The sequence below is a fragment of the Cellulomonas sp. APG4 genome (assembly GCF_009996735.1).
Taxonomy (GTDB): domain Bacteria; phylum Actinomycetota; class Actinomycetes; order Actinomycetales; family Cellulomonadaceae; genus Actinotalea.
On the sequence record NZ_JAACYI010000028.1, the window covers coordinates 1 to 24,857 of the forward strand.

28 protein-coding genes and 1 riboswitch are annotated in these 24,857 nt (G+C 72.8%); of the genes, 13 read left to right on the forward strand and 15 right to left on the reverse strand.

Annotation, left to right across the window (positions count from 1 at the left end):
• The 5 genes from GXB85_RS15940 to GXB85_RS15955 form a co-directional block, all read left to right on the forward strand.
• Positions 1 to 608 (forward strand): RHS repeat-associated core domain-containing protein (locus GXB85_RS15940; RefSeq protein ID WP_161918652.1); only part of this gene is annotated, 608 nt, incomplete at its 5' end.
• Between the two features lie 455 nt (positions 609 to 1,063).
• Positions 1,064 to 1,246, forward strand: a complete 183-nt coding sequence (locus GXB85_RS18995) for an IS3 family transposase (RefSeq protein ID WP_370524294.1) — start codon at positions 1,064 to 1,066, stop codon at positions 1,244 to 1,246.
• Positions 1,247 to 1,511: 265 nt separating this feature from the next.
• Positions 1,512 to 1,778: a hypothetical protein gene (locus GXB85_RS15945; protein WP_161918653.1), complete on the forward strand. Its 267-nt coding sequence runs from the start codon at positions 1,512 to 1,514 to the stop codon at positions 1,776 to 1,778.
• A gap of 467 nt (positions 1,779 to 2,245) precedes the next feature.
• Positions 2,246 to 2,524 carry a hypothetical protein gene (locus GXB85_RS15950; RefSeq protein WP_161918654.1) on the forward strand — a complete coding sequence of 93 codons (279 nt, stop codon included), beginning with the start codon at positions 2,246 to 2,248 and terminating at the stop codon, positions 2,522 to 2,524.
• Positions 2,525 to 2,717: 193 nt separating this feature from the next.
• On the forward strand, positions 2,718 to 3,167 hold the full coding sequence (locus GXB85_RS15955; RefSeq protein WP_161918655.1) for a hypothetical protein: 450 nt from the start codon (positions 2,718 to 2,720) through the stop codon (positions 3,165 to 3,167).
• 87 nt (positions 3,168 to 3,254) lie between these two features.
• Here the strand turns inward: GXB85_RS15955 and GXB85_RS15960 are convergent, their stop codons facing one another.
• Entirely contained in the window at positions 3,255 to 3,686 is a 432-nt protein-coding gene (locus GXB85_RS15960; protein ID WP_161918656.1) for a hypothetical protein, read from the reverse strand.
• 48 nt (positions 3,687 to 3,734) lie between these two features.
• Positions 3,735 to 3,870, forward strand: a riboswitch (TPP riboswitch).
• Between the two features lie 65 nt (positions 3,871 to 3,935).
• On the opposite strand from GXB85_RS15960, the gene GXB85_RS15965 reads away from it, so the two are divergent.
• The 3 genes from GXB85_RS15965 to GXB85_RS15975 are packed head-to-tail and all read left to right on the forward strand — an operon-like array spanning position 3,936 to position 7,767.
• Positions 3,936 to 5,051 (forward strand): thiamine ABC transporter substrate binding subunit, encoded by a 1,116-nt coding sequence (locus GXB85_RS15965; RefSeq protein WP_161918657.1) that lies wholly within the window; start codon positions 3,936 to 3,938, stop codon positions 5,049 to 5,051.
• Positions 5,027 to 6,736, forward strand: coding sequence for an ABC transporter permease (locus GXB85_RS15970; protein WP_370524295.1), 1,710 nt, complete (start codon positions 5,027 to 5,029; stop codon positions 6,734 to 6,736). The genes GXB85_RS15965 and GXB85_RS15970 overlap by 25 nt, the downstream gene beginning before the upstream one ends.
• Positions 6,736 to 7,767, forward strand: a complete 1,032-nt coding sequence (locus tag GXB85_RS15975) for an ABC transporter ATP-binding protein (protein ID WP_161918658.1) — start codon at positions 6,736 to 6,738, stop codon at positions 7,765 to 7,767. Before GXB85_RS15970 ends, GXB85_RS15975 begins: the two co-directional genes overlap by 1 nt.
• An 11-nt stretch (positions 7,768 to 7,778) precedes the next feature.
• On the opposite strand, the gene GXB85_RS15980 is transcribed toward GXB85_RS15975, so the two are convergent.
• The 8 genes from GXB85_RS15980 to GXB85_RS16015 all read right to left on the reverse strand — a co-directional run bounded on the left by GXB85_RS15980 (position 7,779) and on the right by GXB85_RS16015 (position 14,876).
• On the reverse strand, positions 7,779 to 8,954 hold the full coding sequence (locus GXB85_RS15980; protein ID WP_161918659.1) for a GNAT family N-acetyltransferase: 1,176 nt from the start codon (positions 8,952 to 8,954) through the stop codon (positions 7,779 to 7,781).
• Positions 8,955 to 9,010: 56 nt separating this feature from the next.
• On the reverse strand, positions 9,011 to 10,210 hold the full coding sequence (locus tag GXB85_RS15985) for an EAL domain-containing protein (protein WP_161918660.1): 1,200 nt from the start codon (positions 10,208 to 10,210) through the stop codon (positions 9,011 to 9,013).
• A 42-nt stretch (positions 10,211 to 10,252) separates the two neighbouring features.
• Positions 10,253 to 11,515: an RNA polymerase sigma factor gene (locus GXB85_RS15990; protein WP_370524296.1), complete on the reverse strand. Its 1,263-nt coding sequence runs from the start codon at positions 11,513 to 11,515 to the stop codon at positions 10,253 to 10,255.
• Between the two features lie 23 nt (positions 11,516 to 11,538).
• Complete coding sequence (locus GXB85_RS15995; protein WP_370524297.1) at positions 11,539 to 11,874, reverse strand: YciI family protein; 336 nt, start codon at positions 11,872 to 11,874, stop codon at positions 11,539 to 11,541.
• An 8-nt stretch (positions 11,875 to 11,882) separates the two neighbouring features.
• On the reverse strand, positions 11,883 to 12,293 hold the full coding sequence (locus GXB85_RS16000; protein WP_161918663.1) for a YciI family protein: 411 nt from the start codon (positions 12,291 to 12,293) through the stop codon (positions 11,883 to 11,885).
• A 66-nt stretch (positions 12,294 to 12,359) separates the two neighbouring features.
• Complete coding sequence (locus tag GXB85_RS16005; RefSeq protein ID WP_161918664.1) at positions 12,360 to 12,965, reverse strand: YdeI/OmpD-associated family protein; 606 nt, start codon at positions 12,963 to 12,965, stop codon at positions 12,360 to 12,362.
• A gap of 10 nt (positions 12,966 to 12,975) precedes the next feature.
• Positions 12,976 to 13,791: an ABC transporter permease gene (locus tag GXB85_RS16010; RefSeq protein WP_161918665.1), complete on the reverse strand. Its 816-nt coding sequence runs from the start codon at positions 13,789 to 13,791 to the stop codon at positions 12,976 to 12,978.
• On the reverse strand, positions 13,788 to 14,876 hold the full coding sequence (locus tag GXB85_RS16015) for an ATP-binding cassette domain-containing protein (RefSeq protein WP_161918666.1): 1,089 nt from the start codon (positions 14,874 to 14,876) through the stop codon (positions 13,788 to 13,790). The genes GXB85_RS16010 and GXB85_RS16015 overlap by 4 nt, the downstream gene beginning before the upstream one ends.
• Before the next feature lie 184 nt (positions 14,877 to 15,060).
• Here GXB85_RS16015 and GXB85_RS16020 point away from each other — a divergent pair, with 184 nt between their 5' ends.
• Complete coding sequence (locus GXB85_RS16020) at positions 15,061 to 15,732, forward strand: SRPBCC family protein (RefSeq protein WP_161918667.1); 672 nt, start codon at positions 15,061 to 15,063, stop codon at positions 15,730 to 15,732.
• Positions 15,733 to 15,751: 19 nt separating this feature from the next.
• Here GXB85_RS16020 and GXB85_RS16025 read toward each other — a convergent pair whose 3' ends face one another.
• Both GXB85_RS16025 and GXB85_RS16030 read right to left on the reverse strand, forming a co-directional pair.
• On the reverse strand, positions 15,752 to 16,798 hold the full coding sequence (locus GXB85_RS16025) for an NAD(P)-dependent alcohol dehydrogenase (protein WP_161918694.1): 1,047 nt from the start codon (positions 16,796 to 16,798) through the stop codon (positions 15,752 to 15,754).
• 224 nt (positions 16,799 to 17,022) lie between these two features.
• Positions 17,023 to 17,727 carry a TetR/AcrR family transcriptional regulator gene (locus GXB85_RS16030; protein ID WP_161918668.1) on the reverse strand — a complete coding sequence of 235 codons (705 nt, stop codon included), beginning with the start codon at positions 17,725 to 17,727 and terminating at the stop codon, positions 17,023 to 17,025.
• Positions 17,728 to 17,858: 131 nt separating this feature from the next.
• On the opposite strand from GXB85_RS16030, the gene GXB85_RS16035 reads away from it, so the two are divergent.
• Positions 17,859 to 18,695 carry an alpha/beta fold hydrolase gene (locus tag GXB85_RS16035; RefSeq protein ID WP_161918669.1) on the forward strand — a complete coding sequence of 279 codons (837 nt, stop codon included), beginning with the start codon at positions 17,859 to 17,861 and terminating at the stop codon, positions 18,693 to 18,695.
• 153 nt (positions 18,696 to 18,848) lie between these two features.
• Here GXB85_RS16035 and GXB85_RS16040 read toward each other — a convergent pair whose 3' ends face one another.
• Positions 18,849 to 19,778, reverse strand: coding sequence for a hypothetical protein (locus GXB85_RS16040; RefSeq protein WP_161918670.1), 930 nt, complete (start codon positions 19,776 to 19,778; stop codon positions 18,849 to 18,851).
• A 204-nt stretch (positions 19,779 to 19,982) separates the two neighbouring features.
• Positions 19,983 to 21,533, reverse strand: coding sequence for an SDR family NAD(P)-dependent oxidoreductase (locus GXB85_RS16045; RefSeq protein ID WP_237728344.1), 1,551 nt, complete (start codon positions 21,531 to 21,533; stop codon positions 19,983 to 19,985).
• A gap of 165 nt (positions 21,534 to 21,698) precedes the next feature.
• Between GXB85_RS16045 and GXB85_RS16050 the strand changes: the two genes are divergently transcribed.
• Positions 21,699 to 22,568 (forward strand): AraC family transcriptional regulator, encoded by an 870-nt coding sequence (locus GXB85_RS16050; protein ID WP_161918671.1) that lies wholly within the window; start codon positions 21,699 to 21,701, stop codon positions 22,566 to 22,568.
• Between the two features lie 12 nt (positions 22,569 to 22,580).
• On the opposite strand, the gene GXB85_RS16055 is transcribed toward GXB85_RS16050, so the two are convergent.
• The gene (locus tag GXB85_RS16055; RefSeq protein WP_161918672.1) at positions 22,581 to 23,204 is read right to left on the reverse strand and encodes a hypothetical protein; all 624 of its coding nucleotides are present in this window, start codon (positions 23,202 to 23,204) and stop codon (positions 22,581 to 22,583) included.
• A gap of 83 nt (positions 23,205 to 23,287) precedes the next feature.
• On the opposite strand from GXB85_RS16055, the gene GXB85_RS16060 reads away from it, so the two are divergent.
• On the forward strand, positions 23,288 to 23,629 hold the full coding sequence (locus GXB85_RS16060; protein ID WP_161918673.1) for an HNH endonuclease: 342 nt from the start codon (positions 23,288 to 23,290) through the stop codon (positions 23,627 to 23,629).
• A gap of 32 nt (positions 23,630 to 23,661) precedes the next feature.
• Positions 23,662 to 24,198 carry a hypothetical protein gene (locus tag GXB85_RS16065; RefSeq protein ID WP_161918674.1) on the forward strand — a complete coding sequence of 179 codons (537 nt, stop codon included), beginning with the start codon at positions 23,662 to 23,664 and terminating at the stop codon, positions 24,196 to 24,198.
• 65 nt (positions 24,199 to 24,263) lie between these two features.
• Here GXB85_RS16065 and GXB85_RS16070 read toward each other — a convergent pair whose 3' ends face one another.
• On the reverse strand, positions 24,264 to 24,839 hold the full coding sequence (locus GXB85_RS16070) for a TetR/AcrR family transcriptional regulator (protein WP_161918675.1): 576 nt from the start codon (positions 24,837 to 24,839) through the stop codon (positions 24,264 to 24,266).
• Positions 24,840 to 24,857 lie beyond the last annotated feature (18 nt).

Genomic DNA, 24,857 nt, shown 5'->3' on the forward strand with positions numbered 1-24,857 from the left:
CCAAGGAGCGCGCCACCGACACCACCGGCCTGCTGCTCATGGGCGCACGCCTGTACAACCCCACCACCGGCCTGTTCACCTCCGTCGACCCCGTGGTCGGCGGGAACACCACTGCCTACGCTTACCCCCAAGACCCCATAAACCAACACGACCTCGACGGCACGTTTGCCCTACGAAAGTGGATCAAGCGTGGAGTCGCGGCTCTCGGTGTCGCCGCTGCCGTCGGATGCATCGTCGCAACGGCGGGAGTGTGCGCTGCAATCGCGATCGGCGCCGCTGCAGCAAGCATTGGAAGCAACTACTACGGCGCTTTTCGCGCAAAGAAGCGCGAGATGTCTCGAGGGGATTTCTGGGCGCACACCGCCCTCGATGTCGCGAGCATTTTTGTGCCTGGAGCTCGTGCTGTTCGCAGGATTCCTGGCGCTCACACAAGAATGGGTGCGGCTCTCCGGCAGGGCTCTGGCAAACACCGAAACTGGCGAAGTGGGCGAGTAAATCGAAGCGTGTCACTGCGCGTCGCGTTCAGGTATCGCCCGGGGAGAACTTCTGCCAAGGTAGCCTACAACGCCTACTCGGGCTACAGGGCCGCCACAGGCAGATGGAGGTGAACGCCGGATGATCGCGATCTTGGGACTCGCAGGGTTGGCTTCCGGCGCTACCATTTGCGTGATAGGAGCGCTATGGGTGCGCGGCTATACTGGGCGCCACCTTGGCGCGTCCGCTTTTTCGGCGGGCTTGGCTCTGGGAATCTTTGGCGCCGCAGTCGCGCTCTTGAGCCTAGACGTCATCGCGAGTGGAGACGCAGGCCAGGCAGAGCGAAGTCTTGCGCTGCCCGAGCAGGTATACCGCGGCGTCGGTTTCGCATGGCTGGTGAGCGGCGTGCTTCTTGCCTGGCGGCGAAACTCCTACTTGGCCTACGTCACTCGGAAGGACCCCAACGCATTCCGCGAAGGCCTCCCCGCCCGCATGCCGCCGAATATGCGCAGCGCGCTTCTGCTGGCTCTGGCCCTCGGGATGATCCTCGGAGGTATAGCCTTCCTCATCTAGGTTGCGGTGGATCACCGTGACCGAGACGCGGGAACTCGCGAACGCAATCTTCGAGTACCTGGAGATCTTCCACAACTGCCGACACTTCGCCCTGGGCGGGCTCGCGCCCCTAGAGTTCGAGAGCAGACAACCGATCACCGTGCCTAGATTCCAGTACCACGGCTCCACCGAACCCGGTACACACCAGAGCCTCCACTAAAACCGGGGCCGTTCACCACCGCCTACGCCTACCCACAAGACCCCATCAACCAACAGGATCTCGAAGGCAAGGAGAGGTCCTGCTACCACCGTAGGGTGGAGACCCATAGAGGCTCAGGAGCGGGGAATCCTGGCCAAGGCGTTGGTCGCCACCGTCCTTGGGGCAGAAGGTCGACCGGCAGAAGCTGGAGGGACCGTTTGTAGTGGCCCAAGCGACTCCGCCGATCATTCGAAGTGAGAGTGGCGACCCTCTCCTCTTCGCCAGCATGGAGGATGCAGAGCTGGCAACCGAACATTACGACGTCAGAGCGGAGGAGTACCGCTTCTGGGATTCCGAGGGCCAGATTTTCCGTGCGCTGATTCGCGAAGAATCAGGTTTTGTTTCTCAGCAGCCAACAGGAGATTGCGCCCGCGCTGAGGCCGACCTGACTATTCGAGAGTCTGCGGAGGCTGTAGGCCTGGACTCCGAGCCGAAGGTTGCGTTCTCTGAACTGCAGCGCTCGATCTGGTCGTGGCAAACCGGATCGGAGTGACCGGTCCTCATCCGTCTCTTGGCCGGACATCTCAGCGCGAGCTCGACTCGCGTGGCGGATCGTCGCTGTCTAGCCGGACTTGGCGTGCAGATCGAGGCGCTGAGTCAGTCGGTGCGGACGACGCCATCGTGTCGCAGTGGTTGCCGGGTGGGCTCACGCAGACGGCGACGTTCGGCTGGGCAAGGAGGAGTCGGCCCTGGCGTATCAGGGTCTGGTCGAGGGTGAGCCGGTCGAGCTGGTGGGCTGGTCGCTGGGCCGTGATGCACAGGGACGGATCGTCTCGGTCGAGGGTCCGGCGCTGGCACTACGACACGAGTAGATTGGCCAAGAGATGACTCGAAATCTGCCAAATCTTCGAGTTCGGCGTGGGTGGCTCTATCGGTAGTCTGCGCTGCCCTCGTGAGTGGTTGCCTGCCCGACGGTGACGAAATGTGCCAGCAGGCGATGGACGAGTATGCGCGACGCTGGTGCGCGAAGTTGAGGACCTGGGGTTCCGGCCGACCGAGGTCAGGTGCGACACGACGGCGGGCGGCCCGGCCGCCGTGAGCGCCGAGAGCGTTGCGGGTGCGGTGGAGGAGGTCGCTGCGATCGTTGAGGGCAAGGGTTGGGTCGCGCCCGATGAAGCTCTGTATGTCGACGTGGAATGGTCGTACGTGAAGACGATCAGCGGTGAGACCTTTGAGCTCGTGCTCGATGAGTTCACCACTGGGGAGTTCGAGCTCGCCATCTACAGCCCCAAGCAGTGAACAGCCGGTCTGGTCCAATGGCAGGCGCCAGACATCGCCGCGCGCAGGGCTGGATGGTGGAGGTCGAGTCACGCGAGTGATTCGCGGGCAGGGGCGGAGGTTGAGGGCGTCACGAAGCTGTGGCCACCATGACGATGACTGCTCGTGCCTCTAGGAGATCCGTCGGACCTGATCAACTCACATGGGGGAGCCAATGAGATCGCTGGCGTGGGCGCGGGGAGAGTCGTTTCTCAGCGGTTTCGCAGCCGGTGTCGTCGACCTGATGGACACCCCAAGAAGCGAGCGTTCCCGGCGTCGCCAGATGTGGCGCGCGTTCTGGGAGCCTGGCGGCCAGGGCCACACGCCGCGGCACCAGCACCGCGCAGCAGGGTTCGGCTGGCTCATCCTTTGCGTGGTGCTGTCAATCCTGGCCTTCGGAACCGGGTACGCGCTCGACGCGATCGGTGGAAAGGAGTGGGGGGATCGCTACGGAGAACTGGGCATTCCGGGAGTTCCTGTCCTCACACCGATCATCCTCTGCGTGTACCACTTCCTCGCTTCGCTGCTGATGCCTGCAGCGCCTCCGGGGCCGCTGGCGCGGTGGTCGATCAGTTGGGCGACCGATCTCGCGGCGGCCCTCAGCGCCATCTTGATCGCAACATGAGGCGGCCCCGCGGGGCCCGGGGCGGAGGTGAAGGGTGCACGTCGATGATGATCCTGCTGACGGCCTCGATCGTGGGGGCTGGTGGCCTCAGCCCAGGTCCACCCAGAGGTAGAGGTCCGAGCCGTCGTCCTGCGCCTCGACTACCAGCTCGAGCACCGCGTCCAGCAGCGGGCGTAGCTCGGTGGGGTCGAGGTCGACCTCCTCGGAGGCCGACCATGCCGTGACCACCTCGTCGGCGAGCTCCGGGTCCTCGCTCGAGGCGAGCTCGGCGAGCACCTCGACCAGGAAGTCCGGCAGGCGCAGCAGCTGCTCGTGGTCGAGGTCCACCTCGGCCGGCTCGAGGTCGCCGGTGCCGAACTGGACCGCGGCGGCGGCCACCTCGCCCAGCACCTCGAGGTCCGGACCCGTGAGGCCCGGCAGCTCGACCGCGAGGGCCTGCTCGGTCGCGTGGCCGGACTCGAGGGCCTTGGCCCGGGTCACGGCGGTGGTGTGGGTGGCGGCGAAGAGCTGCGTGGCCATGGCACCGAGCGTAGACCCGGCCCCCGCGCGCCGGGAGGTAGGCTCCCGGGTGAACGACAGGGGAGCGTCGGCCCCATGCACCGCACCCGCGGAGCGGCAGGCCGGACGCTGAGAGTGCGGACCTCCGCAGACCCTCGCACCTGATCCGGTTCGCACCGGCGTAGGGAGTCGGGATTCTCAGCCCGTGCGTCACGCCGCGCCCGCGGCGGGCCGCCCGGGCACCCCTCGTGCATCACGACGAGGAGGAGCATGACCACCAGCACGCACCGGCGCCGCCCCCGGCCCGGCCACGCACGCACGTCCGCGCGGCTCACCGCGCTCACCGCCGCGTCCGCACTCGCCCTGACCGCCTGCTCGGCGATCGGCGAGGGTGACGGCGGCACGGACCAGGCCGACGACGGCGAGGGCGGTGGGACCGTCGTCCTCGTCACCCACGACTCGTTCGCGCTCAGCGAGGACGTGATCGCGGCCTTCGAGGAGCGCACCGGCCTGACCCTCGAGACCCGCGCCCCCGGCGACGGCGGCGCGCTCGTCAACCAGCTCATCCTCACCAAGGACGCGCCGCTGGGTGACGTGGTCTACGGCATCGACACCACGTTCGCGTCGCGCGCGATCAACGAGGGCGTGCTCGAGCCGTACACGTCCCCGGAGGCCGGCGAGGACGTCCAGGAGCTCGCCGTCGACGACGAGGACCACCTCACCGCGATCGACGTGGGCGACGTGTGCCTCAACATCGACCGTGAGTGGTTCGCCGAGCAGGGCGTGCCCGAGCCGACGTCGCTCCAGGACCTCACCGACCCCGCGTACCGCGACCTGCTGGTCGTGACCAACCCCGCGACGTCGTCGCCCGGGCTCGCGTTCCTGCTCGCGACCATCGCCGAGCTGGGCGAGGACGGCTGGGTCGACTACTGGGCCGCCCTGCGCGAGAACGGCGTCAAGGTGGCCGGTGGCTGGTCCGACGCGTACTACGTCGACTTCTCCGGCCCGTCGAGCGAGGGCGACCGGCCCATCGCGCTCTCCTACGCGTCGTCCCCGCCGTACGAGGTGCCCGAGGGCGCCGACGAGGCCCCGACCGCCGCGATGCTCGACACGTGCTTCCGCCAGGTCGAGTACGCGGGGGTGCTGGCCGGTGCCGCCAACCCCGAGGGTGCGCGCCAGGTGATCGACTGGCTGCTGAGCCCCGAGGTGCAGGCCGACATCCCGGAGAACATGTACGTCTACCCGGCCGACTCCACGGTCGAGCTGCCCGAGAGCTGGGAGCTGTTCGCGCCCCTGCCGCCCGAGCCGCTGACCCTCGACCCGGGCGTGATCGCGGAGAACCGCGACGCCTGGATCGACACGTGGACGGCCACGGTGCTCGACTGAACCGCCGGGGCGCCGTCGGGCGCGGAGCAGCCTGGGGGCTCGCGGTCGCCGTGCCGCTGGCCTTCCTCGGGCTGTTCTTCGCCCTGCCCGTGGGCACGCTCGTCGCCCGCGGGTTCTGGCCCGACGGCGCCCTGGACCTCAGCGGGTTCGTCGAGGTGTTCTCGCGCCCGCGCACCTGGCGCGTGATCGGCCTGACCCTCGCGCAGGCGACCGTCGCGACCGCCGTCGTCGTGCTGCTGGGCGTGCCCGGCGCGCACGTGCTCTACCGGCGCACGTTCCGCGGCCGGGGCGCGCTCCGTGCGTTCGTCGTGGTGCCGTTCGTGCTGCCCACCGTGGTGGTGGGCGTCGCGTTCCGCTCGGTGCTCGCGCCGCACGGGCCGCTCGGGTTCCTGGGCTGGGACGGCACCTTCGCGGGCGTGGTCGCGGCGCTCGTCTTCTTCAACTACGCGGTGCTGGTGCGCACCGTGGGCGGCTACTGGGCCACCCTCGACCCGCGCGCCGAGCAGGCCGCCCGGGCGCTGGGCGCCTCGCCGCTGCGTGCGTTCGTGCAGGTCACGCTCCCCGCGCTGGTGCCGGCGATCGCCTCGGGCGCCGCGATCGTGTTCCTGTTCTGCGCGACGGCGTTCGGCGTGGTCCTCGTGCTCGGCGGCCCGCGCTACGGCACGGTCGAGACCGAGATCTGGGTGCAGACCACGCAGTTCCTCGACCTGCGCGCCGCGGCCGTGCTCTCCGTGGTGCAGCTCGTGGTGATCGCCGCCGCCCTCGCCGTCGCGGGCCGCGCACGCAGCCGGCGCGAACGCACGCTCGCCCAGGGCAGCACCACCGCCGTCGAGCGTCCGCTGCGCCTGCGCGGCCCGGGACGCAGCGCGGCCGACGGCGCCGCGGTGGCGGTCACGGCGCTCGCGCTCGCCTTCCTCGCCCTGCCGCTCGTCACCGTCGCGCTGCGCTCGCTGCGCACCCCGCGCGGCTGGGGCCTGGACAACTACGTGGCCCTCGGCACCACTGGCGGCCCCAACGCGCTCAGCGTGACCGTCTGGGACGCGGCGGTGACCTCGCTGCGCATCGCACTCGACGCGACCGTGCTCGCCGTCGTCGTCGGAGGGCTGGTCGCGCTCGTGGTCTCGCGTCGCCCGCGCTCGCGTCCGCTGCGCCGCGCCGTCGGAGTGCTCGACGCCGTGGTGATGCTGCCGCTCGGGGTCTCGGCCGTGACCGTGGGCTTCGGGTTCCTCCTCACCATGGATCGGCCGCTGGGGCTCGACCTCGACCTGCGCTCGTCACCCGTGCTCATCCCGATCGCGCAGGCCGTGGTCGCGACCCCGCTCGTGGTGCGTACCGTGCTGCCCGTGCTCCGTGCCATCGACTCCCGTCTGCACGAGGCCGCCGCGGTGCTCGGCGCGCCGCCCGGCCGCGTGCTGCGCCTGGTCGACTGGCCCATCGCCGCGCGCTCGGCCGGCCTCGCGCTGGGCCTCGCGTTCGCCGTGAGCCTCGGGGAGTTCGGCGCGACGGCGTTCCTCGCACGGCCCGAGCGGCCCACGCTGCCCGTGGTGATCTTCCGGCTCATCGGCCGGCCGGGCGCCGAGAACCTGGGCATGGCGCTCGCCGCCTCCGTGGTGCTCGCGCTCATGACGGCCACGGCGATCGCGCTCGCCGAGCGGCTGCGCCCCGGCGTCGCGGGGGACGTGTGATGGCCGGGCTCGAGGTGCGGGACGTCGTCGTGCACTACGTCGACGACGACGGGCGCACCGCCACCGCCGTGGACGGGCTGAGCCTCGACGTCGCGCCCGGCGAGGTGGTCGCGCTGCTCGGGCCGTCCGGCAGCGGCAAGTCGAGCCTGCTGCGCGCCGTCGCCGGGCTCGAGCCGCTCAGCGCGGGCAGCGTCGCGTGGGACGGGCATGACCTCGCCGGCGTCCCCGTGCACCGGCGCGGGTTCGGGCTGATGTTCCAGGACGGCCAGCTGTTCCCGCACCGCGACGTGGGCGCGAACGTGGCGTTCGGGCTCGAGATGCAGCGCGCGCCGCGTGAGGTGCGGCGGGCGCGGGTGGCCGAGCTGCTCGAGCTCGTGGGGCTCCCCGGGTTCGCCGACCGTGACGTCGCGACGCTCTCGGGCGGGGAGCGGCAGCGCGTGGCGCTGGCCCGCTCGCTCGCGCCTCGGCCCCGGCTGCTTCTGCTCGACGAGCCGCTCAGCGCACTCGACCGTGCGCTGCGTGAGCGGCTCGCGGGCGAGGTGCGCGAGGCGCTGACCTCGACCGGCACCACGGCCGTGTTCGTGACCCACGACCACGACGAGGCCTACGCCGTGGCCGACCGCATCGCCGTCATGGACCTGGGTCGGCTGCTCCAGGTGGACCCGCCCGCGGACCTGTGGCACCGGCCCGCGTCGCGCCGCGTCGCGGAGTTCCTGGGGTACCAGGCGTTCGTCGAGGTGGGGCGGGCGTCGGTGGCGGTGCGCGAGGCGGTGGGTGTGGGCGTTGACGTCGAAGGGTGCGTCGCGCTTGGGCCGGGCTCGCTCGTCCCCGACGATGACGGCGCGGTGGTGGGCACCGTGGTCGCGGCGGGCTTCCGCCGCGGGGTCACCGAGCTCGACGTCGACGTGCCCGAGGTGGGCCGCGTGACCGCCGTCGTGCCCGCGACCCGCGCCGACGGCGACGCGCACCGCCCGGGCGCGCAGGTGCGGCTGCGGGTCGAGCCCGCCGCGGTCGCCGTCCTGCCCGAGTAGCGCGCAGCAGCTCAGCCCTCGGGGGCGCCGTCGTCGGCTGGGTTGCCCGTGCGCTTCTGCCACATGCCGATCACGCCCGTGGGGCGGAAGCCGAGGGCGACGTTGATCGCGAGCATGTGCTCGTTCTCCTCGGCGTTCCAGGTGTGGATGCGGCGGGCACCGGGGCGCAGCTCGACGAGCCGGCGCAGGGCGTCGGTCTTGACGAGCATCCCGAGCCGCCGCCTGCGGTGCTCGGCGAGCACCAGCGTGTCCTCCTGGAACACGACCTCGGGCTTGGCCAGCGGGTACTGGACCATCGTGAACGCGGCCAGGCGACCCGTGGGCACGTGCTCGGCCGCGACCAGCAGGTAGCCGCTCTCGGACGCCTCGATCTGCGTCTCCATGGCGCGCAGCCGCTCGGCGTCCCAGACCTCCTCCTCGACGTCGAGGCCGGCCGACGGGATGTCCGTGCTCATGCGCGTGTACAGGTGCGTGACGTCGTCGACCCACGCGTCGGGCGTGCGGTCCGTCCACGCGACCAGGCGGTAGTCGGCGCCCGCGCGCGCCGCGGCGTCGTCGTGCAGGCGGGTGACGAGAGCCGGGTCCACCGGAAGCTCGAGGACGGAGTAGCGCTCGGCCTGCTCGAGGCGGTAGCCGTGCGCGTGGGCGAACGCGACCGCGGCGTCGTCGGGCCGCAGGCGTCCGCTGCCGGTGGGCGGAGCGAGGTGCGGCTCGTCCCGCGCGGGCTCGCCCATGTGCTCGGAGTGCACGATGAACGTGGTGCGGCCGTGCTCGGCGGCGAGCTTCTCGGCCGCGGCGAGCAGGGCCGAGCCGACGCCCTGGTGGCGTGCGTCCGGCCGCACGCGCAGCTCCATGAAGGCGGTGCGGGTGTTGCTCTCGCGCTGGAGCACGAGGCGCACGGAGCCGACCACGGCGTCGGGCTGCGGGGGAGCGTCGGGCGCGGTGGCCACGAGGAGTGCGCGGATCGAGGAGACCTGGTTGCTGAGGTAGGCGTGCGTCTCGGCAGGTGCGGGCGCGAGGTCGTCGTAGCCGTAGAGCGCGAGGTCCACGGCCTGTCCGGAGGCGACCGAGCCCAGCAGTGCCCACGCCTGCGGGTCGTCCAGGCTCGCGGGCACGGCGGCCTGGTGGATCTGCCAGCCGGTGCGGTGGCCGGCCTCGGGCGCCTCAGTGCGCGACACGGTGCTCATGCCGGAAGCCTGACCCCGCGCCCGGCGCCGGCCAACCGATTATCGGCAAGGGTCGGTCAGGGTGTGCGGGCCGTGCGCTGGGTGGGGAGGTGGTCGAGGGCCGACGGCGGGCCGGGACGGCCGAAGAACCAGCCCTGGCCCAGGTCCACGCCCAGCTCGGCGAGGTGGCGGGCGTCGTCCTCGGTCTCGACGCCCTCGGCGACCACGAGCGTGCCGTTGCCGTGCGCGAACTGGACCAGCGCGCGCACGAGGGTCGAGAGCACGCCGTCGTGCGCGACGCCGTCCACGATGCTGCGGTCGATCTTGATGACGTCGGGCGCGCACAGCACGATGTGGCGCAGCGACGAGAATCCGGCGCCCACGTCGTCGATCGCCAGGCGCATGCCGGCCGCGCGCAGCGGGGCGAGCACCTCCGCGAGCGTCGCGTAGTCCTCGACCTGGTCGTGCTCCGAGAGCTCGAGCAGCACGCGGTCGCCCGGCAGGCGGGCCAGCAGGGCACGGCACGGCTCGGTGAGCAGGGTCGCGGGGGAGACGTTGAGCGCGACGTAACCGGGCACCTCGTCGAGCAGGGCGGCCGAACGCTCGAGGGCGTGCACCTCGAGGCGGGGCCCCAGGCCGACGTCGTGCGCCTGCGCGAACACGACGTCGGGCGTCAGGCCCCACGTGCGCGGGAAGCGGCTGAGGGCCTCGGCGCCCACGCGGGTGCCGGACGCGAGGTCGACGATCGGCTGGAGCACCACGTCGAGACCGCCGTCGGTGAGCACGGGTCGCAGGCGCTGCGTGATCAGCTCGTTGCGCTCGCGCTCGAGCACGCCGGGCTCGATGATCATCGCTGCAGCGGACGCGAGCACCTCGAGCAGGGCGCGGTCACGCGTGTCGAGCTTCTTGTGCGTGGTGAGGCCGGCCGCGCAGAACGTGCCGTAGGCGCGGCCGTCGCTGAGGGTCACCGGGACGGACACATAGCTGCGCAGGCGGGGGAAGCCTGCGACGGCGGGCAGGCGGCGTGCCTCGGGGTGCGCCGTGAGATCCGGGATCACGTCGGGCAGGTGGCCGTCGATGATCGCCTGGCAGACCGTCGTCTCCTGGACCTGCGTGGCGCCGTCGAACGTGAACGGCAGCGGGGTGTCGACCACCTCGAGGGTCTGGACCTCGCCGTCCATGCGCGTGAGGAACGAGACGCTCAGGCCCAGTGCCGTGCGGGCGGTGTGCAGCAGCGCGGCGACCTGCTCCTCGGCCTCCGACCGCGACCGTCCCATGCGCGTGTGCCCCCTCCCGGCAGCCGATGCCACCTCACCGGACTATCGGCCGGCCGCATCCGGTGATGAGGAGCGCTCCAGTGCGCCTGCGCGGCGACGCTCGAGGTGCCGACGCTCGGTCGGGGCGGTGACCAGGACGAGCGCACGGTCGAGCTGCTCGACCGCCGCGTCCGGCTGGTCCGCGCGGAGGAGGAGCTCGGCGCGGACGGCGGGCAGGCGGTGGTGACGCGGCAGCGCGAGGTCGAGGTCCTCGAGCAGTGCGAGCCCGGCCTCCGGGCCGTCGTGCTCGGCGACCGCGACCGCGCGGGCGAGACGGACGAGGGGGGACAGCGTCCGGCGTTCGAGCTCGGCGTAGAGATCGGCGATGACCACCCATCGGGTCTCAGCCGACGTCGGCGCTCTCGCGTGCTCGGCCGCGATGAGGGCCTGGAGGCGGTACTCCTCGGCTTGTCCGGTGCTCGGCGGCAGGGCGTCCAGGATCGTGAGCGCCTCGGCGATCGCCCGCCGGTCCCAGCGTGCGCGGTTCTGCTCGGGCAGCAGCACCAGGTCCCCGGCCTCGTCGAGGCGCGCGTCCCGGCGCGAGTGCTGCAGGAGCAGGAGTGCGAGCAGGGCCCGCACGACGGCGTGGCCGGGGAGGGCGGCGTCGACGAGGCGCGTGAGGCGGATGGCCTCGTCGGCGAGGTCCACCCGCAGCGGCCGGTCACCATGGGTGGGCTGGTAGCCCGAGGTGAAGAGCAGGTAGAGGACGGTGGCGACGACGTCGAGGCGCTCCGGGAGGCGGTCGTCCGGCGGGAGCGCGAACGGGATGCCGGACGCGGCGAGACGCTTCTTCGCTCGGGTGAGACGCGCCGCCATCGTCGCCTCCTGGACCAGCAGGAGGCGGGCGATCTCGCGCGCCTCGAGGCCGACGACGAAGCGCAGGGTGAGAGCGATACGGGCGTCGGGGCCGAGAGCCGGGTGCGCGCACGTCAGCAGGAGGCGTGCGACGTCCTCGTCGAGATCGTCCCCGGGCTCGTCGGCGCCCTCCGCGAGCTGGCGTGTGCGCGCGTCGACGACCATGAGTGGCTCGGCGCGGCGCCGCACCACCTCGGTGCGCAGCTGGTCCACGACGCGTCGGCGCGCGGCGGTGAGCAGCCATCCGGCGGGGTTCGCCGGGATCCCGTCGACCGGCCAGCGCCGGGTTGCCGCGGCGAAGGCCTCGGCGAGCGCGTCCTCGACCAGGTCGGGCCGGCCGTACTGGCCGATCAGCAGCGCGACGAGCCGCGCCCAGTGGATCCGGAGCGCCGCCTCGAGGGCGGCGCCCACGGATCCACCGGGTGCTGGCTCTGTCACGGCACGTCGGCGACCGGTCGGATCTCGAGCGTGTACTCGGGCAGGCGGGGGAGCAGGCTCGTGAGCACGTCGAGGTCCGGCGCCTCGATCAGGTAGAAGCCGCCGAGCTGCTCGACGGTCTCGGCGTACGGTCCCTCGGTGATCGTCACCTGGTCACCGTGGCGGCGGAGCGTCGTGGCCGAGGCGACCGAGGTGAGCGCCTCGCCGCCGAGGATCTCGACGCCCGGCGTCGCGGCGGCCGCAGCCGAGAAGTCGTCGTGCTCCTTGATGTACCGCGCCCGCTCGTCCGCATCCGCCTCGGCCCAGACGCGCTCGTCCTGGTGAAGCAGCACGACGAACTTCATGACGCCGCCCCGGCCTCGGCAGGCGGGGGCACGGTCGGCCGCAGCTCGACCGTGCCGTCGCCCGTCACGAGCATCCCGGCGATGCGCGCGAGGTCCTGCACGTCCGCGGTGGCGATCACGTAGTAGCCGCCGAGCTGCTCGACGGTCTCGGCGAACGGTCCCTCGGTGACCTGCGGCTCGCCGCCCGGCTCCTGGCGCACCAGCAGGGAGGTCGCGGCGGGCTCGAGCTCGGCGCCGCCCGTGATCCGGTGCCCACGCTCGCCGCACAGCCGCGCGAACTCACCATGAAGCTCGTAGGCGGCGAGCTGCTCGGCCTCGGTGGCGTTCGCCCACACGCTCTCGTCGCCGTGCAGCAGCAGCACGTACTCGCGCGCCGGCCCGGCCCCGGCCTGGGTGGTGTCGGTCATCGTTCCTCCTCGTCGGTGGTGACGACGGCGTGATGGGCGCCGTCGACAGCATGACGCGCGAGGTGCTCAGGAATCGACACCCTCGGGTCTCTTCTTCTGCGGATGGGGCGTCTCGCCGCGCGCGAGCATCTCGACGAAGCCCGCGATGCGCCGCTCGCGCGTCTCGGCCCGCTTGGCCTCCTCGACCCGGTAGATGATCGCGAAGCGGTTGGTCGAGGTCAGCACGTCGAACATCGCCTGCGCGCGGGGGTCGGCGGCGACGGCCGCGCGAAGGTCCTCAGGTACCTCGATGGTCGACGAGCCGGCATAGGCGCGGTCCCACCGGCCGTCGGCCTTGGCGGCCTCGACCTGCACCCGGCCCGCGGGCTGCATGCGGCCCGTCCGCTCGAGCTCCTCGACCCGCTCGACGTTCCGCGCCGACCACGGGCTGCGCGGGCGGCGCGGGGTCATGCGCTGCAGCGACGACTCGTCGTCGCGACGCTTCCCCTGCCCGTCGATCCAGCCGAAGCACAGCGCCTCCTGCACGGCCTGCTCGTAGGTCAGCGTGGTGACGTCGCCGCCCTTCTTGTGCAGCACGAGCCACACGCCCGTCTCCTGCGTGTGGTGCTCCGCGAGCCACTCGTGCCAGGCGGCGGCGTCGGGCACGAGCAGCTCCGGCAGGTCGTCGGCCACGTGCTCCGCCTCAGGCGTTCTCGCGTCGGAACGTGGCGGTGCCCCACCACACGGCGAGCACGAACATGCCGACCGACCAGAGCACACCCCACGTCAGGCTCGAGAGCGCGAAGTCGCCCGCGAAGGACGAGCGCACGGCGTCCACCACGTGCCGGATCGGCATGAAGTCGCTGACCCGCTGGAGCCACACCGGCCCGATGGTCATCGGCAGGAGGATCCCGGAGAGCAGCAGCACGGGCATCATCACCATGTTGATGATCGGCGCCATCACGTCCTCGGACTTGGTCGTCAGCGCGAGGGCGTTGGACGCCGCCGCGCACGCGCCGCCGAGCAGCAGCGTGAGGGCGACGCCGAGCGCGATGCCCTGAGCCGACGCGACCATGCCGAGCGCGTAGCCGAGCGCCACGAGGATCGCGGCCTGGACCAGCAGCTGGAGCAGGTCGCGGTACAGCCGTCCCACCAGCAGGGCCGTGCGGCTCGCGGGCGTCACGCGCTCGGCCTCGATCACGCCCTCGCGCCACTCGCCGATCAGGCTGAAACCCGCGAAGAAGGCACCGAAGATGCCGAGCTGCACGAGCATCCCGGGCACGAAGAACGTGTAGGCGTTGACCGCGCCGAACTGCCCGATCAGGGGCTCGAGCAGGGGCCCGAAGAGCAGCAGGTAGAGGATCGGCTGCATCATCCCGATGATCACCCACGCGGGGTTGCGCAGGTTCATCCGGAGCTGACGCCGGAAGACGATCGCGCTCTCGCGGAAGAAGGTCGCCGGACCGCTGCGCGCCGGGGCGAGCCCGGCGTCGGTCGCGAGGGTGGTGGTCGCGCTCATCGGGTGCCTCCGTCGGGGGTCGCAGTGGGTGCGCCGGTGGTCGCGGCGCCGGCGAGCGCCTCCTTCTCGGGCTCGCTGCCGTCGCCTGCGCCGTCAACCCCGCCGGTCGCGTCCGCCGCCGCCTCGGCGTCGCGCAGCGAGCGGCCGGTGAGGGTCAGGAAGACGTCGTCGAGCGTGGGACGCAGCACCTCGATCGAGTCGAGGTCGATGCCCGCGCCGTCCAGGTCGCGCAGCAGCCCCTGGATGGTGCGCCCGGCCCGCGGCACCCGGGCCCGCACGTGCCGGTCCACCACCTCGACGTCACCGCTCAGCTCGAGCGCGCCCAGGCGTGCCGCCGCCTGCGGCACCAGCGCGCGGTCGGCCACCTCGAGGTCCACGAGGTCACCCGCGACCTGCGCCTTGAGGTTGTCCGCGGTGTCCGAGGCCACGATGCGACCCTGGTCGATGATGACGATGCGGTCCGAGAGCGCGTCGGCCTCGTCGAGGTAGTGCGTCGTCAGCAGCACCGTCACGCCGAGCCTGTCCCGCAGTCCCCTGATGTGCTCCCACAGGTTGGCGCGCGCCTGCGGGTCGAGGCCCGTTGTGGGCTCGTCGAGGAACACGAGCCGCGGCTCGTGGATGAGCCCCATCACGATGTCGAGGCGGCGCTTCTGGCCCCCGGACATGTTCTTGGGCATGCGGGTCCACAGCCCCGGCAGGTCCATCTGCTCGAACAACGCCTTGCCGCGCTGCTCGACCACGCGCTGCGGCAGGCCGTAGAGCATGCCGTGGTCGACCACCTCGTCACCCGCGCGCGCCCCGCTGAACGCGCCGCCCGCCTGCGAGACGTAGCCGATCCGCCGTCGGACCTCGACCGACTGACGCACCACGTCGTACCCCGCGACGCGCGCGGTGCCCGCCGTGGGCCGCAGCAGCGTGGTGAGCATGCGCAGCGTCGTCGTCTTGCCCGCGCCGTTGGGGCCGAGGAAGCCGACCACCTCACCGTCGGCCACGTCGAGGTCGACCCCGTCGACGGCGCGCACCTCCGTGGTCGACCTGCCGCGTCTCGCCTGGAACGTCTGCACCAGACCGCGTGCGTGGATCATCGGTCCTCCCCGGGGTGTGTGAACGGGCCGCCCGCCCGCGGCGACCATCCTGCCGCCACCCACCGACAGACCGCCGTCGGGCCCGGAAGTCATCGGGCCGTGCACGCGCGGCCCCTCGAGATCCCGCGCGCCCCGCGCCGAACGTCCCTGGTGCGTGCCCCGACGACGGCGTTGTGTGGAGGCCATGGGAATCCTCCGCCGCGCTGTCCCCCTCGCCCTGGCCGCCGTCGGCGCCGTCGTCGCCTACCGCGCCGGCCGCACCGCACAGCTCGCGTACGGCAGCACCGAGGCCGAGCGCGCCGCCGTCCTGCCCGGGGACGAGCTCACGCCGGACGCCGACCTCGTCGCGACGCGCGCGGTGGGCATCGACGCCCCGCCCGCGCGGGTGTGGCCGTGGCTCGTGCAGCTCGGACAGGGGCGCGGCGGCTTCTACTCCTACGACGCCCTCGAGAACCTCGTCGGTTGCGACATCCACAGTGCCGACGCCGTGGTCGAGGAGTGGCAGCGCCTCGAGGTGGGTGACGAGGTACGTCTCGCGCCCGAGTTCGCGCTCAAGGTCGCCGTGCTCGAGCCCGCGCGTGCTCTCGTTCTCTACGGCGGGGCCCCCGTGGACGACGACGGCCCGATGCCCTTCGACTTCACCTGGGCGTTCGTGGTCGAGCCCGCCGACGACGGCGTCGCGTCCCGCCTCGTGGTGCGCGAGCGCTACGTGTACCGCACCTCCTGGGCCGGCCGGATGGTCGAGCCCGTCTCGTGGGTCAGCTTCGTGATGACCGAGCGCATGCTGCGCGGCATCCGCGACCGGGCCGAGCGCACGCCGTCGGGCGCCGCAGCGTCCACGAGCGGGCCGCGCTGAGCCGGACCCGTGCGCGTCCTCAGGCGAGCGTCGAGGTGTCGATCACGAACCGGTAGCGGACGTCGGAGGCCAGCACGCGCTCCCAGGCCTCGTTGACCTGAGCCGCGTCGATCACCTCGATCTCTGCACCGATGCCGTGCTCGGCGCAGAAGTCGAGCATCTCCTGGGTCTCGCCGATCGAGCCGATCGTCGACCCTGCCAGGGTGCGGCGCGCCGGGATCAGGGAGAAGGCCTGGACGGGCAGCGCCTTGGGCGGCGCGCCCACGAGCACCATCGTGCCGTCGACGGCGAGCAGCGACAGGTAGGCGTTCATGTCGAACTGCGCGCTCACCGTGTTGAGGATCAGGTCGAAGCTGCCCGCGAGGTGCTCGAACGTGGTCGGGTCGCTCGTCGCGTAGTAGTGGTCGGCGCCCAGGCGCAGGCCGTCCTCCTGCTTCTTGAGCGACTGCGACAGCACGGTCACCTCGGCACCCATCGCGTGCGCGAGCTTGACCCCCATGTGGCCCAGCCCGCCCATGCCGACGACGGCGACCTTCATGCCGGGCCCGGCCTTCCAGTGCCGCAGCGGCGAGTAGGTGGTGATCCCCGCGCAGAGCAGCGGCGCCGCGACGTCGAGCGCGAGGCCGTCCGGGATGCGCACCACGAAGTCCTCGGTGACCACGACCTGCTGCGCGTACCCGCCCTGCGTCACGGTGCCGTCGCGGTCGATGGCCGCGTAGGTGCCGGTGTTGCCCGCGAGGCAGTACTGCTCGAGCCCGCGCTCGCACTGCGCGCACTCGCGGCACGAGTCGACCATGCAGCCCACGCCCACGCGGTCGCCGACGGCGTGCTTGGTCACCTGCGACCCGACCTCCGCGACCACGCCAGCGATCTCGTGCCCGACGACGAGCGGGTACGGCGCCGGCCCCCACTCGCTGCGGGCCGTGTGGATGTCGGAGTGGCAGATGCCGGCGTACGCGATCTCGATCCGCACGTCGTGGGGTCCCACGTCGCGGCGCTCGATCGTGGTGCGCTCGAGCGGCTGGTCGGCGGCGGTGGCGGCGTAGGCGGTGACGGTGGTCGGCATGGGTGCGCTCCGGGTGGTGCGGTGGGGTGGCGGCGGGTCGGTCGCCACGCCGAGGGCGTACATCTGCATCGCGACCGTACATGCGCATGTACGCCGTCGCCGCAGATGTGCGGCCTCGCCGGCCGAGGCATGGGCGCGGCGCAGGTGTGCGGCTCACCGGCCGAGGAGTGGGCGAGACCGCGCGCCGAGGGTGGGTGAGACCGCGCGCCGTGGGGCGGGTGGGGTCAGCGCGCGCCCAGGGCTGCGTCGATCAGCACCTCGGCGGCTCGTCGGGCCTGCCGCGCCGCATCCGCGCGGCCGGCGATGGCCGCCGTCGTCTGCGCACCCTCGGCGAGCAGGGCGAGCTGGGCGCCGAGCGTCTCGTCGCCCCCGGCGTCGCGCGTGAGGCGTGCCACGTGGTCCTGGAAGGTCTGCTTGTGCTCGCGTGCCGCCGCGGCGACGGCGGGTGACGTGGCGCCCAGCTCGCCGAACGCGTTGATGAACCCGCAGCCCCGGAACGTCTCGTCGGTGAACCACTCCTCGAGGAAGTCGAAGATCGCGAGCAGGCGGGTGCGCGGGTCCTCGACCCCCGCGGCCGCGCGCCCGAGGCCGTCCTCCCACTGGTGGTGGCGCGACTCGAGCACGGCGAGCACCAGCTGCTCCTTGCCGGGGAACTCGGCGTAGAGGCGCTTGAGCGAGACCCCGGCAGCGGTGCGCACCTCGTCCATGCCCACGGCCTGGATGCCGCGTGCGTAGTAGAGCGCGTCGGCCGCGGCGACGATCCGCTCGCGCACCTCGACCTGCGTCGCCGCGGTGCTCGCCCGCCGAGTGCTCGTCGTCCCGGTCCGCGCTCGCCGAGCGCTCGTCGTCCCAGACCCCGCCTGCCCGGTCCCCGCCCGCCCGGTCCGTGGCACCTCGTCCGTGACGTCGCGCCCTCGCGTGCCCGCCATGGTCCACCCACCTTTCACCGCGCCGTCGTCGGCCGGTCATCTCTCGGCCCTTGCGCCGAGAACGATCGTTCTCTACTGTAGCGGACATCAGCGGAGAACGATCGTTCTCCCACGATCGCGAGGGGCTCATCATGGGACGCATCACCGTCGGTACGGAGAACTCGGTCGACATCGAGCTGCACTACGAGGACAAGGGCACGGGCCAGCCGGTCGTGCTGATCCACGGCTTCCCGCTCGACGGGAACTCCTGGGAGGGCCAGACGGCGGCGCTGCTCGACGCCGGCTACCGGGTCATCACCTACGACCGCCGCGGCTTCGGCCAGTCGAGCCAGCCGTCGATCGGCTACGACTACGACACCTTCGCGGCAGACCTGAACACGGTCCTCGAGACCCTCGACCTGCACGACGTCGTCCTCGTCGGCTTCTCGATGGGCACGGGCGAGGTCGCGCGGTACCTCGGCACCTACGGCTCGGCACGCGTCGCGAAGGCCGCGTTCCTCGCCTCGCTCGAGCCGTTCCTGACGCAGACCGACGACAACCCCGACGGCGCCGTGCCGGCGTCGTTCTTCGAGGAGGTCGCGGCGAAGGTGCGCGCCGACAGGTACGCCTACTTCACCGCCTTCTACGACGACTTCTTCAACCTCGACGAGAACCTCGGCACGCGCATCAGCGAGGAGCAGGTGCGGCACGCGTGGGACGTCGCGGCGGGCTCGGGCTCGGTCGCCTCGGCGGCGGCACCGCTCACGTGGGGCACGGACTTCCGCGCCGACATCCCCAAGGTCGACGTGCCCGCGCTGATCCTGCACGGCACGGGCGACCGGATCCTCCCGGTCGACGCCACCGCCCGCCTGTTCACCAAGGCGCTCCCAGCGGCCACCTACGTCGAGATCGAGGGCGCACCCCACGGCCTCCTCACCACCCACACGGCAGAGGTCAACGAGGCGCTCCTGACCTTCCTGGCCAGCTGACCCCGGGCGGGCGGCGCCCCGCCCCCACCCCGGCGCCGACGCCCCGCCCCCACCCCGGCGGCGCCCCGGCGCCGACGCCGTACATCTGCAGCGGGGGCGTACATCCACATGTACGTCGTCGCTGCCGATGTACGTCCGGGGTGGGGCGGCGCGTTACCGGAGCAGGGCAGGACGAGGTGTCAGGGCCGGGAAGAGTCGGCGGAGGCGACGGGTGAGCGTCGCGGGATCGCGGAGGTCCTCGGCGACCAGGCGGAGGAGGCGCCACCCGGCGTCGAAAAGGGCGTCCTCCCGCCGCTTCTCGCGCAGGACGGCATCCGGAGTTCCTGCGTACTTGCCCCGCCCGTCGTACTCGGCGAGCACGCACGCTTCCGGCCACCCGACGTCGGCCCAGTACGTGCCGAGGTGGGTGGGCGCCGCCACCTGGGTCTGCGGTGGGGGTGCTCCGGCGGCCAGCAGCGCGACGCGGGCGAGGCTCTCGCCCGCCGACTCGGCGCCGTCGTCGGCCAGGTCGAGGACGGTCCGCGCGCGGACCACGCCGCGCCGGCCGGCCATCCCGGTCAGGAGGTCGTGGCAACGCAGCACGTCGGCGCCGCGGTGGAGTGCCGCATCGGCGACCACGACGCCCCCGCGGATGCTCTCGGTGCGGGCGCAGTCGACCACCGTGCGTTCGAGGCTCGTCACGCGCAGCCCGTGCAACGCGACGACGTCGTCGTCGCCGACCGCTGGGCGATGGCGCGTCAGGTCGGCGGGGCCGCCCGCCCGCGAGGAGTAGCGCTGCGTGATGTGGGTGGTCGTCGGCGCGCGAAGCACCGGCAGTCCCCAGAGCAGCGCGGCTGACGTGTGACTGACGACGGCGTCGCAGGTCAGCTGCCGTCGGAGCGCGCTCATCCGTGCGAGTGCCAGAGTCCGGGCGTCGTCGGGTCCGCCCAGGAGCGCGGCGTCGACGTAGGCGCCCGGTCGAACGCGCTGCCAGGTCCCGTCCCGCACCAGGGCTGCGACGACGCTCCGCTCGTGATCGCGCGCGAGGTGGACGGGCGGCGGCGCAATCGGGGGTCCGATGCGCACCCCTGGTCGTCGTCCCACCGCCCCACCGTGCCTCAGCCGACCCCTCGCCCTCCCGTCATCCACAGCCCCAGGCGCGCTACCGGCCCGCCTCTGACGGCCCTCCTGCCGCCACGCCGTACATCTGCACCCAGGCCGTACATGCGCATGTACGGCCTCGCCGTGCATGTACGGCCTCGGCGGGTGGGGGGGTGGTGAGGTAGGGCGGGCCGCCAGGCGCCGGGGTCACCAGGGGGCGCGGGCGTAGTCCTTGAGGAAGCAGCCGTGGAGGTCCTCGCCGGCCTCGCCGCGCACGATCGGGTCGTAGACGCGGGCGGCGCCGTCGACCAGGTCGAGCGGGGCGTGGAAGCCCTCCTCGGCGAGGCGCACCTTGGTGGGGTGCGGGCGCTCGTCGGTGATCCAGCCGGTGTCGACGGCGGTCATGAGGATGCCGTCAGTCAGCATCTCGGCCGCGCTGGTGCGCGTGAGCATGTTGAGGGCGGCCTTGCTCATGTTGGTGTGCGGGTGGCCGGGGCCCTTGTAGCCGCGCGAGAAGACACCCTCCATCGCGGAGACGTTCACGATGTACGTGCGCCGAGCCGCTGACGCCGCGAGCGCCGGGCGCAGGCGGCTGATCAGGATGAACGGCGCCGTCTGGTTGCACAGCTGCACCTCGAGCAGCTCCATCGGGTCCACCTGGTCCACGGTCGCGACCCAGCTGTTGGTCGCGGCGACGTCCGGGATCAGCCCGCCCGCGTCGATCGAGGTCCCGGCGACCAGACGCTCGAGGCTCGCGGCCTCGGCCGTCAGCGACTGCGCGACGAGGTCCTCCGCGGCGGCCCGCGCGGCCCGCTCGATCGCGAGCGCGGGGCTCGACAGCTCGCTCACCGAGCCGGCGAGCGCTCGCGGGTGCGCGTCGCTCGTGTGCCCGAACGTCGTGATCATCCGTGCGCCCTCGGCGTCGAGCGGCGCCTGCTCGGCCTCGACCAGCTGCGTGTACGCGCGCGGCGACCGCCGAACCGTCTGGGCCGCGTTGTTGATCAGCACGTCGAGCGGCCCCTGCGCCGCGACGTGGTCGGCGAGCGAGACCACCTGCGCCGGGTCGCGCAGGTCGATCCCGACGACGTGCAGCCGGTCCATCCAGTCGCCAGAGTCCTCCATCGCGCCGAAGCGCCGGACGGCGTCGCGCGGGAAGCGTGTGGTGATCGTGAGGTCCGCGCCGTCGCGCAGCAGCCGCAGCGCGATGTACATGCCGATCTTGGCGCGCCCACCGGTGAGCAGTGCGCGGCGTCCGGTGAGGTCCGTGCGCGCGTTGCGCTTGGCGTGGTGCAGCGCCGCGCAGGTGGGGCAGAGCTGGTGGTAGAACGCGTCGACCACCGTGTAGTCCTGCTTGCACACGTAGCAGGGGCGCGCACGCAGCAGGGTCCCCGCGGTCGCGCCCGTGGCCGACGACGTGAGCGGGATCCCGTTGGTCTCGTCGTCGATCCGGCCAGGGCTGCCCGTGGCGGTCGCGGCGATGACGGCGGCGTCGGCCTCGGCGATCGCGCGCCGCTTCTCGTCGCGGCGGTGCTTCTTGGCCGCCTTGAAGAGCGCCGACGACGCCCGACGCGCGGCCGCGTGCTGCGGGTGCGTCTGGGGCAGGAGGGCGACCTGGTCCATGACCCGCAGGAACGTCGCGAAGTCCGCCTGGTCGACCGCGGGCTCGTCGGGTGCGGTCGCCGCGAGGTCGCCCGGACGCGCGTCGTCGTCGTGGGGGCCGTCAGTCTGCTCGGCCCGCGTCGTGGTGTGCGCGCTCATGCGCCGTTCCGTCCTGCGTGGGGGAGGGCTGCGCGGAGTCGCGGGCCCGAAGAATGGTACGTGCCGTGCGGACGGGGAGCCGCGAGCCGCCTGATCGAAGGCGGCCAGGATGATCGGGCGCGCGGACGCCCCGCGGCACGAGCCTGGGGAGCGGAAGGGAGTGCCGTGATCACCTGGCTCAACCGGCTCGTCGACCTCGTCGAGGCCGATCTCACCGACGACCTCGACGTCGCGCGGCTCGCCGCGGCGCTCGGCACCAGCGAGTACCACCTGCGACGCATGTTCTCGTCGCTCGCCGGCATGCCGGTGTCGGAGTACGTGCGCCGGCGCCGCATGACGACGGCCGCGGCCGATCTGGTCGCGGGCGGGGACGACCTGCTGGCGATCGCCGTGCGCTACGGCTACGGCTCGGCCGAGGCGTTCGGCCGTGCGTTCGCGTCGGTCCACGGCGTCAGCCCGGGCAGGGCCAGGCAGGACGGCGGTCCCTTCCGCACCCAACCCGTTCTCAGGTTCCGCCTGACTGTCGAAGGAGCACTGCCCATGGACGTCCGACTCGCCACCCGCCCCGCGTTCCGCCTCGTCGGGCACGCCGCCCGCGTCCCGCTCGTCCACACGGGCGTCAACCCCGCGATCCAGGCGCACGTCGCGTCACTGGACCCCCAGCAGCACCAGCGCCTCAAGGAGCTCGGCGACACCGAGCCGCGCGGCCTGCTCGCCGTGAGCGCGGATCTCGACCCGGACCGTCGCGAGGGCACCGAGCTCACCTACCTGCACGGCGTGGCCGTGACGGACGCCGTCGAGCCGCCCGCAGAGCTGGACGTGCTGCCCGTCGAGGCGGGTGCGTGGGCGGTGTTCCGCGCCGAGGGGCCCTACCCGCAGACCCTCCAGCAGGTGTGGGCGGCGACGGCGACCGAGTGGTTCCCGGCCAACCCGTGGCGGCTGCGCCCCGGGCCGGAGGTCGTCGCGGTGCTCGAGCGCGCCGACGACTTCAGCACCGCGACCGTCGAGCTCTGGCTGCCCGTCGAGCCCGCTTGACAGGGGCGGGCGTCAGAGCAGGGAGTCGAGCAGGCCGGCGTCGAACGCGCGGTTGCGGCTGACCTTGCGGCCCAGCAGGCGCTCGGCGTCGACGTCGGCCCTGCTCAGGCCGTGCTTGCGCATCGCCGCGACGGCGGTCAGCACGGGCCAGGCGTAGTGGTCGGGGTTCGCGGTCACGCCGTCGACCACGCCGGGCCGCAGATCGACCAGGTCGAGCACGCGCGGCAGGAAGATGCCCGTGATCCGCTCGACCACCCGGTCGCACGTGGGCTCGACCTCGGCCTCGGTCCGGGGTGCGAGGACGGCGCCGCCCGCGGTCGGGGCGAACTCGCGCGACCGCTCGCCCGAGGTGGTGAACGCCAGCGCGGCCTCGGTCAGCAGCCGAGACCCGTACGGCGGCTGGACCTCCTCCCGGAGCGCACGGAGCTCGGCGGGCTCGGCCGCCCAGCCGATCAGCACGTACCCGCGGGCTGCGGTCACGTGGTCGAGGGCGAGCCTCCCGACGACGGCGCGTCCGGCCTCGGCACGCACCCGCACCTCGTTCCGGGCCACCGCGACGCGCGGCTGATCCGCGAGCGCCTCGCGCAGGCGCTCCTGCAGCGCGACCTCGAACGCCTTCCGCACCGTGTCCGTCATGAGCGGCGACGGTAGCCGAGCCGTTCCGGCGCGTCGTCGGCGGTCCGCGTCGCGTCGCCCGACGGCGTTCCTATGCTCACCTCATGGCCACCGCGTCCCGCCGCCTGCGCGCCACACGCCGTCGTCGGCGGCGCATGGCGCTCGTCGAGCACGACCTCGCCGACGCGCAGTGGGACGCGCTGCGCGAGGCGTGGGGTGGCTGCGCCTACTGCGGGGCCGACGGCGTGGCGCTGCAGAAGGACTGCGTGCTGCCGATCTCGCGCGGTGGGCGCTACACCGTGGACAACGTGGTGCCCGCGTGCGGCTCGTGCAACGCGTCCAAGTGCAACGCCGAGGTGACGGGCTGGATGCGCCGACGGCGGCTCGACGAGCGGGCCTTTCTGCTGCGGCACGCCGAGATCCGGGCCGTGCTCGCAATCGCCTGACGGCGGGCCGCGACCGGCGCTAGGTTGCGGGCGTGACCCGTGCCCGGAGCGTCGTCGTCGTCGGTCTGCTGCTCGTTCTCGCAGGCTGCGCGAGCGGGGCGCCCGCGAGCACGTCCGAGATCTCGGAGCGGGTCGAGGGGACGGGGATCGCGCCCGAGCTCGTGCGTGTGGTGGATCTCGACGGGTTCGACCTGATCACCCAGGCCGTGGGCGTGTGGGGGAGCGACGGCATGTCCGCGCTCTACCTCGCCGAGAGCGGCGGCTCGGTGATGCTGGGGAGCGACCGCGTCGCCGATCCGACGGCGGTCCCGTGCGCCGAGCTGCCGGACGCACCGGCGGAGGAGGTCCGCTGCACGGTCGAGCACGACGGCGCGCAGGTGCTCCTCGAGGCCACGGGAGTCGAGCCCGCGGTGCTGCGCGGCGCGGCCGAGTCCGTGCGCGTGCCGAGCCCGGGCGAGCTGAGCGCCCTCTTCGCCGACCTCCCGCCGATGCCGGACGCCCCCGTCGAGCGCGGCGACCTGCCCGAGGGCGACGGCGCCCCGAACAACGACGTCGGCGTGGGCGGCTGAGCCGGCGCGACGCCAGCCGTGGAAGGTTCCTCACGGCATGCGTGAGGAACTCTCCGCACGCCGGGTCACGCGCCGGCGGACGGCGGCCCGGCGCGGAGGCCGGTCAGCAGGCTCGCAATCGCACGACGCACGTCAGGGCCCTCGTCCGGTGCAGTGACCCTCGCGAGGAGCAGTCCGTCGAGCAGCGCGAGCACGAGCGAGTGGTCGGCCTCGGCGGCAGGCAGGCCGAGGGTGCGAAGCTCGGCCACGAGCCGTGCGCGGATCCGGGCCAGGGCGCCTGCGTGCGCGTCGCGGGCCGCGGCCATGGCCTCCGGGTCGGCAACCACGGCCTGCCGCGCCCTCGTCAACGCCGGGTGCTCGCGGGCCAGGCGGTCGACGAGCGTCGCCAGGGCGTCAGCGAAGCTGTCGACCCCGCCGCGCTCGGCTGCGCCGGTGACGACCGCACCCCAGAGCGCGAGCTCCCGCTCCGCGATCCGGCCGAGCACTCCGCTCACCAGGGCGCCACGCGTGCGGCACACGTTCGACGTCGCCCCGGCGGGCAGTGCTGCACGCTCGTCGACGGCGCGGTGCGTCAGGCGGCGCATCCCGCCGTCCGCGAGCACCTCGATCGCCGCGTCGAGCACCGCGTCCCTGCGTGTCACCGTGCCTCCTCGACCCTT

What these genes read in the sequence shown, in the direction of transcription:
- GXB85_RS15945 (WP_161918653.1), top strand. Translation starts at nt 1,512, where the DNA reads ATGGAGGATGCAGAGCTGGCAACCGAACATTACGACGTCAGAGCGGAG.
- GXB85_RS15955 (WP_161918655.1), top strand. Translation starts at nt 2,718, where the DNA reads ATGAGATCGCTGGCGTGGGCGCGGGGAGAGTCGTTTCTCAGCGGTTTC.
- GXB85_RS15960 (WP_161918656.1), bottom strand. Translation starts at nt 3,686, where the DNA reads ATGGCCACGCAGCTCTTCGCCGCCACCCACACCACCGCCGTGACCCGG.
- GXB85_RS15965 (WP_161918657.1), top strand. Translation starts at nt 3,936, where the DNA reads ATGACCACCAGCACGCACCGGCGCCGCCCCCGGCCCGGCCACGCACGC.
- GXB85_RS15975 (WP_161918658.1), top strand. Translation starts at nt 6,736, where the DNA reads ATGGCCGGGCTCGAGGTGCGGGACGTCGTCGTGCACTACGTCGACGAC.
- GXB85_RS15980 (WP_161918659.1), bottom strand. Translation starts at nt 8,954, where the DNA reads ATGAGCACCGTGTCGCGCACTGAGGCGCCCGAGGCCGGCCACCGCACC.
- GXB85_RS15985 (WP_161918660.1), bottom strand. Translation starts at nt 10,210, where the DNA reads ATGGGACGGTCGCGGTCGGAGGCCGAGGAGCAGGTCGCCGCGCTGCTG.
- GXB85_RS16000 (WP_161918663.1), bottom strand. Translation starts at nt 12,293, where the DNA reads ATGACCGACACCACCCAGGCCGGGGCCGGGCCGGCGCGCGAGTACGTG.
- GXB85_RS16010 (WP_161918665.1), bottom strand. Translation starts at nt 13,791, where the DNA reads ATGAGCGCGACCACCACCCTCGCGACCGACGCCGGGCTCGCCCCGGCG.
- GXB85_RS16015 (WP_161918666.1), bottom strand. Translation starts at nt 14,876, where the DNA reads ATGATCCACGCACGCGGTCTGGTGCAGACGTTCCAGGCGAGACGCGGC.
- GXB85_RS16020 (WP_161918667.1), top strand. Translation starts at nt 15,061, where the DNA reads ATGGGAATCCTCCGCCGCGCTGTCCCCCTCGCCCTGGCCGCCGTCGGC.
- GXB85_RS16025 (WP_161918694.1), bottom strand. Translation starts at nt 16,798, where the DNA reads ATGCCGACCACCGTCACCGCCTACGCCGCCACCGCCGCCGACCAGCCG.
- GXB85_RS16030 (WP_161918668.1), bottom strand. Translation starts at nt 17,727, where the DNA reads ATGGCGGGCACGCGAGGGCGCGACGTCACGGACGAGGTGCCACGGACC.
- GXB85_RS16035 (WP_161918669.1), top strand. Translation starts at nt 17,859, where the DNA reads ATGGGACGCATCACCGTCGGTACGGAGAACTCGGTCGACATCGAGCTG.
- GXB85_RS16045 (WP_237728344.1), bottom strand. Translation starts at nt 21,533, where the DNA reads ATGAGCGCGCACACCACGACGCGGGCCGAGCAGACTGACGGCCCCCAC.
- GXB85_RS16055 (WP_161918672.1), bottom strand. Translation starts at nt 23,204, where the DNA reads ATGACGGACACGGTGCGGAAGGCGTTCGAGGTCGCGCTGCAGGAGCGC.
- GXB85_RS16060 (WP_161918673.1), top strand. Translation starts at nt 23,288, where the DNA reads ATGGCCACCGCGTCCCGCCGCCTGCGCGCCACACGCCGTCGTCGGCGG.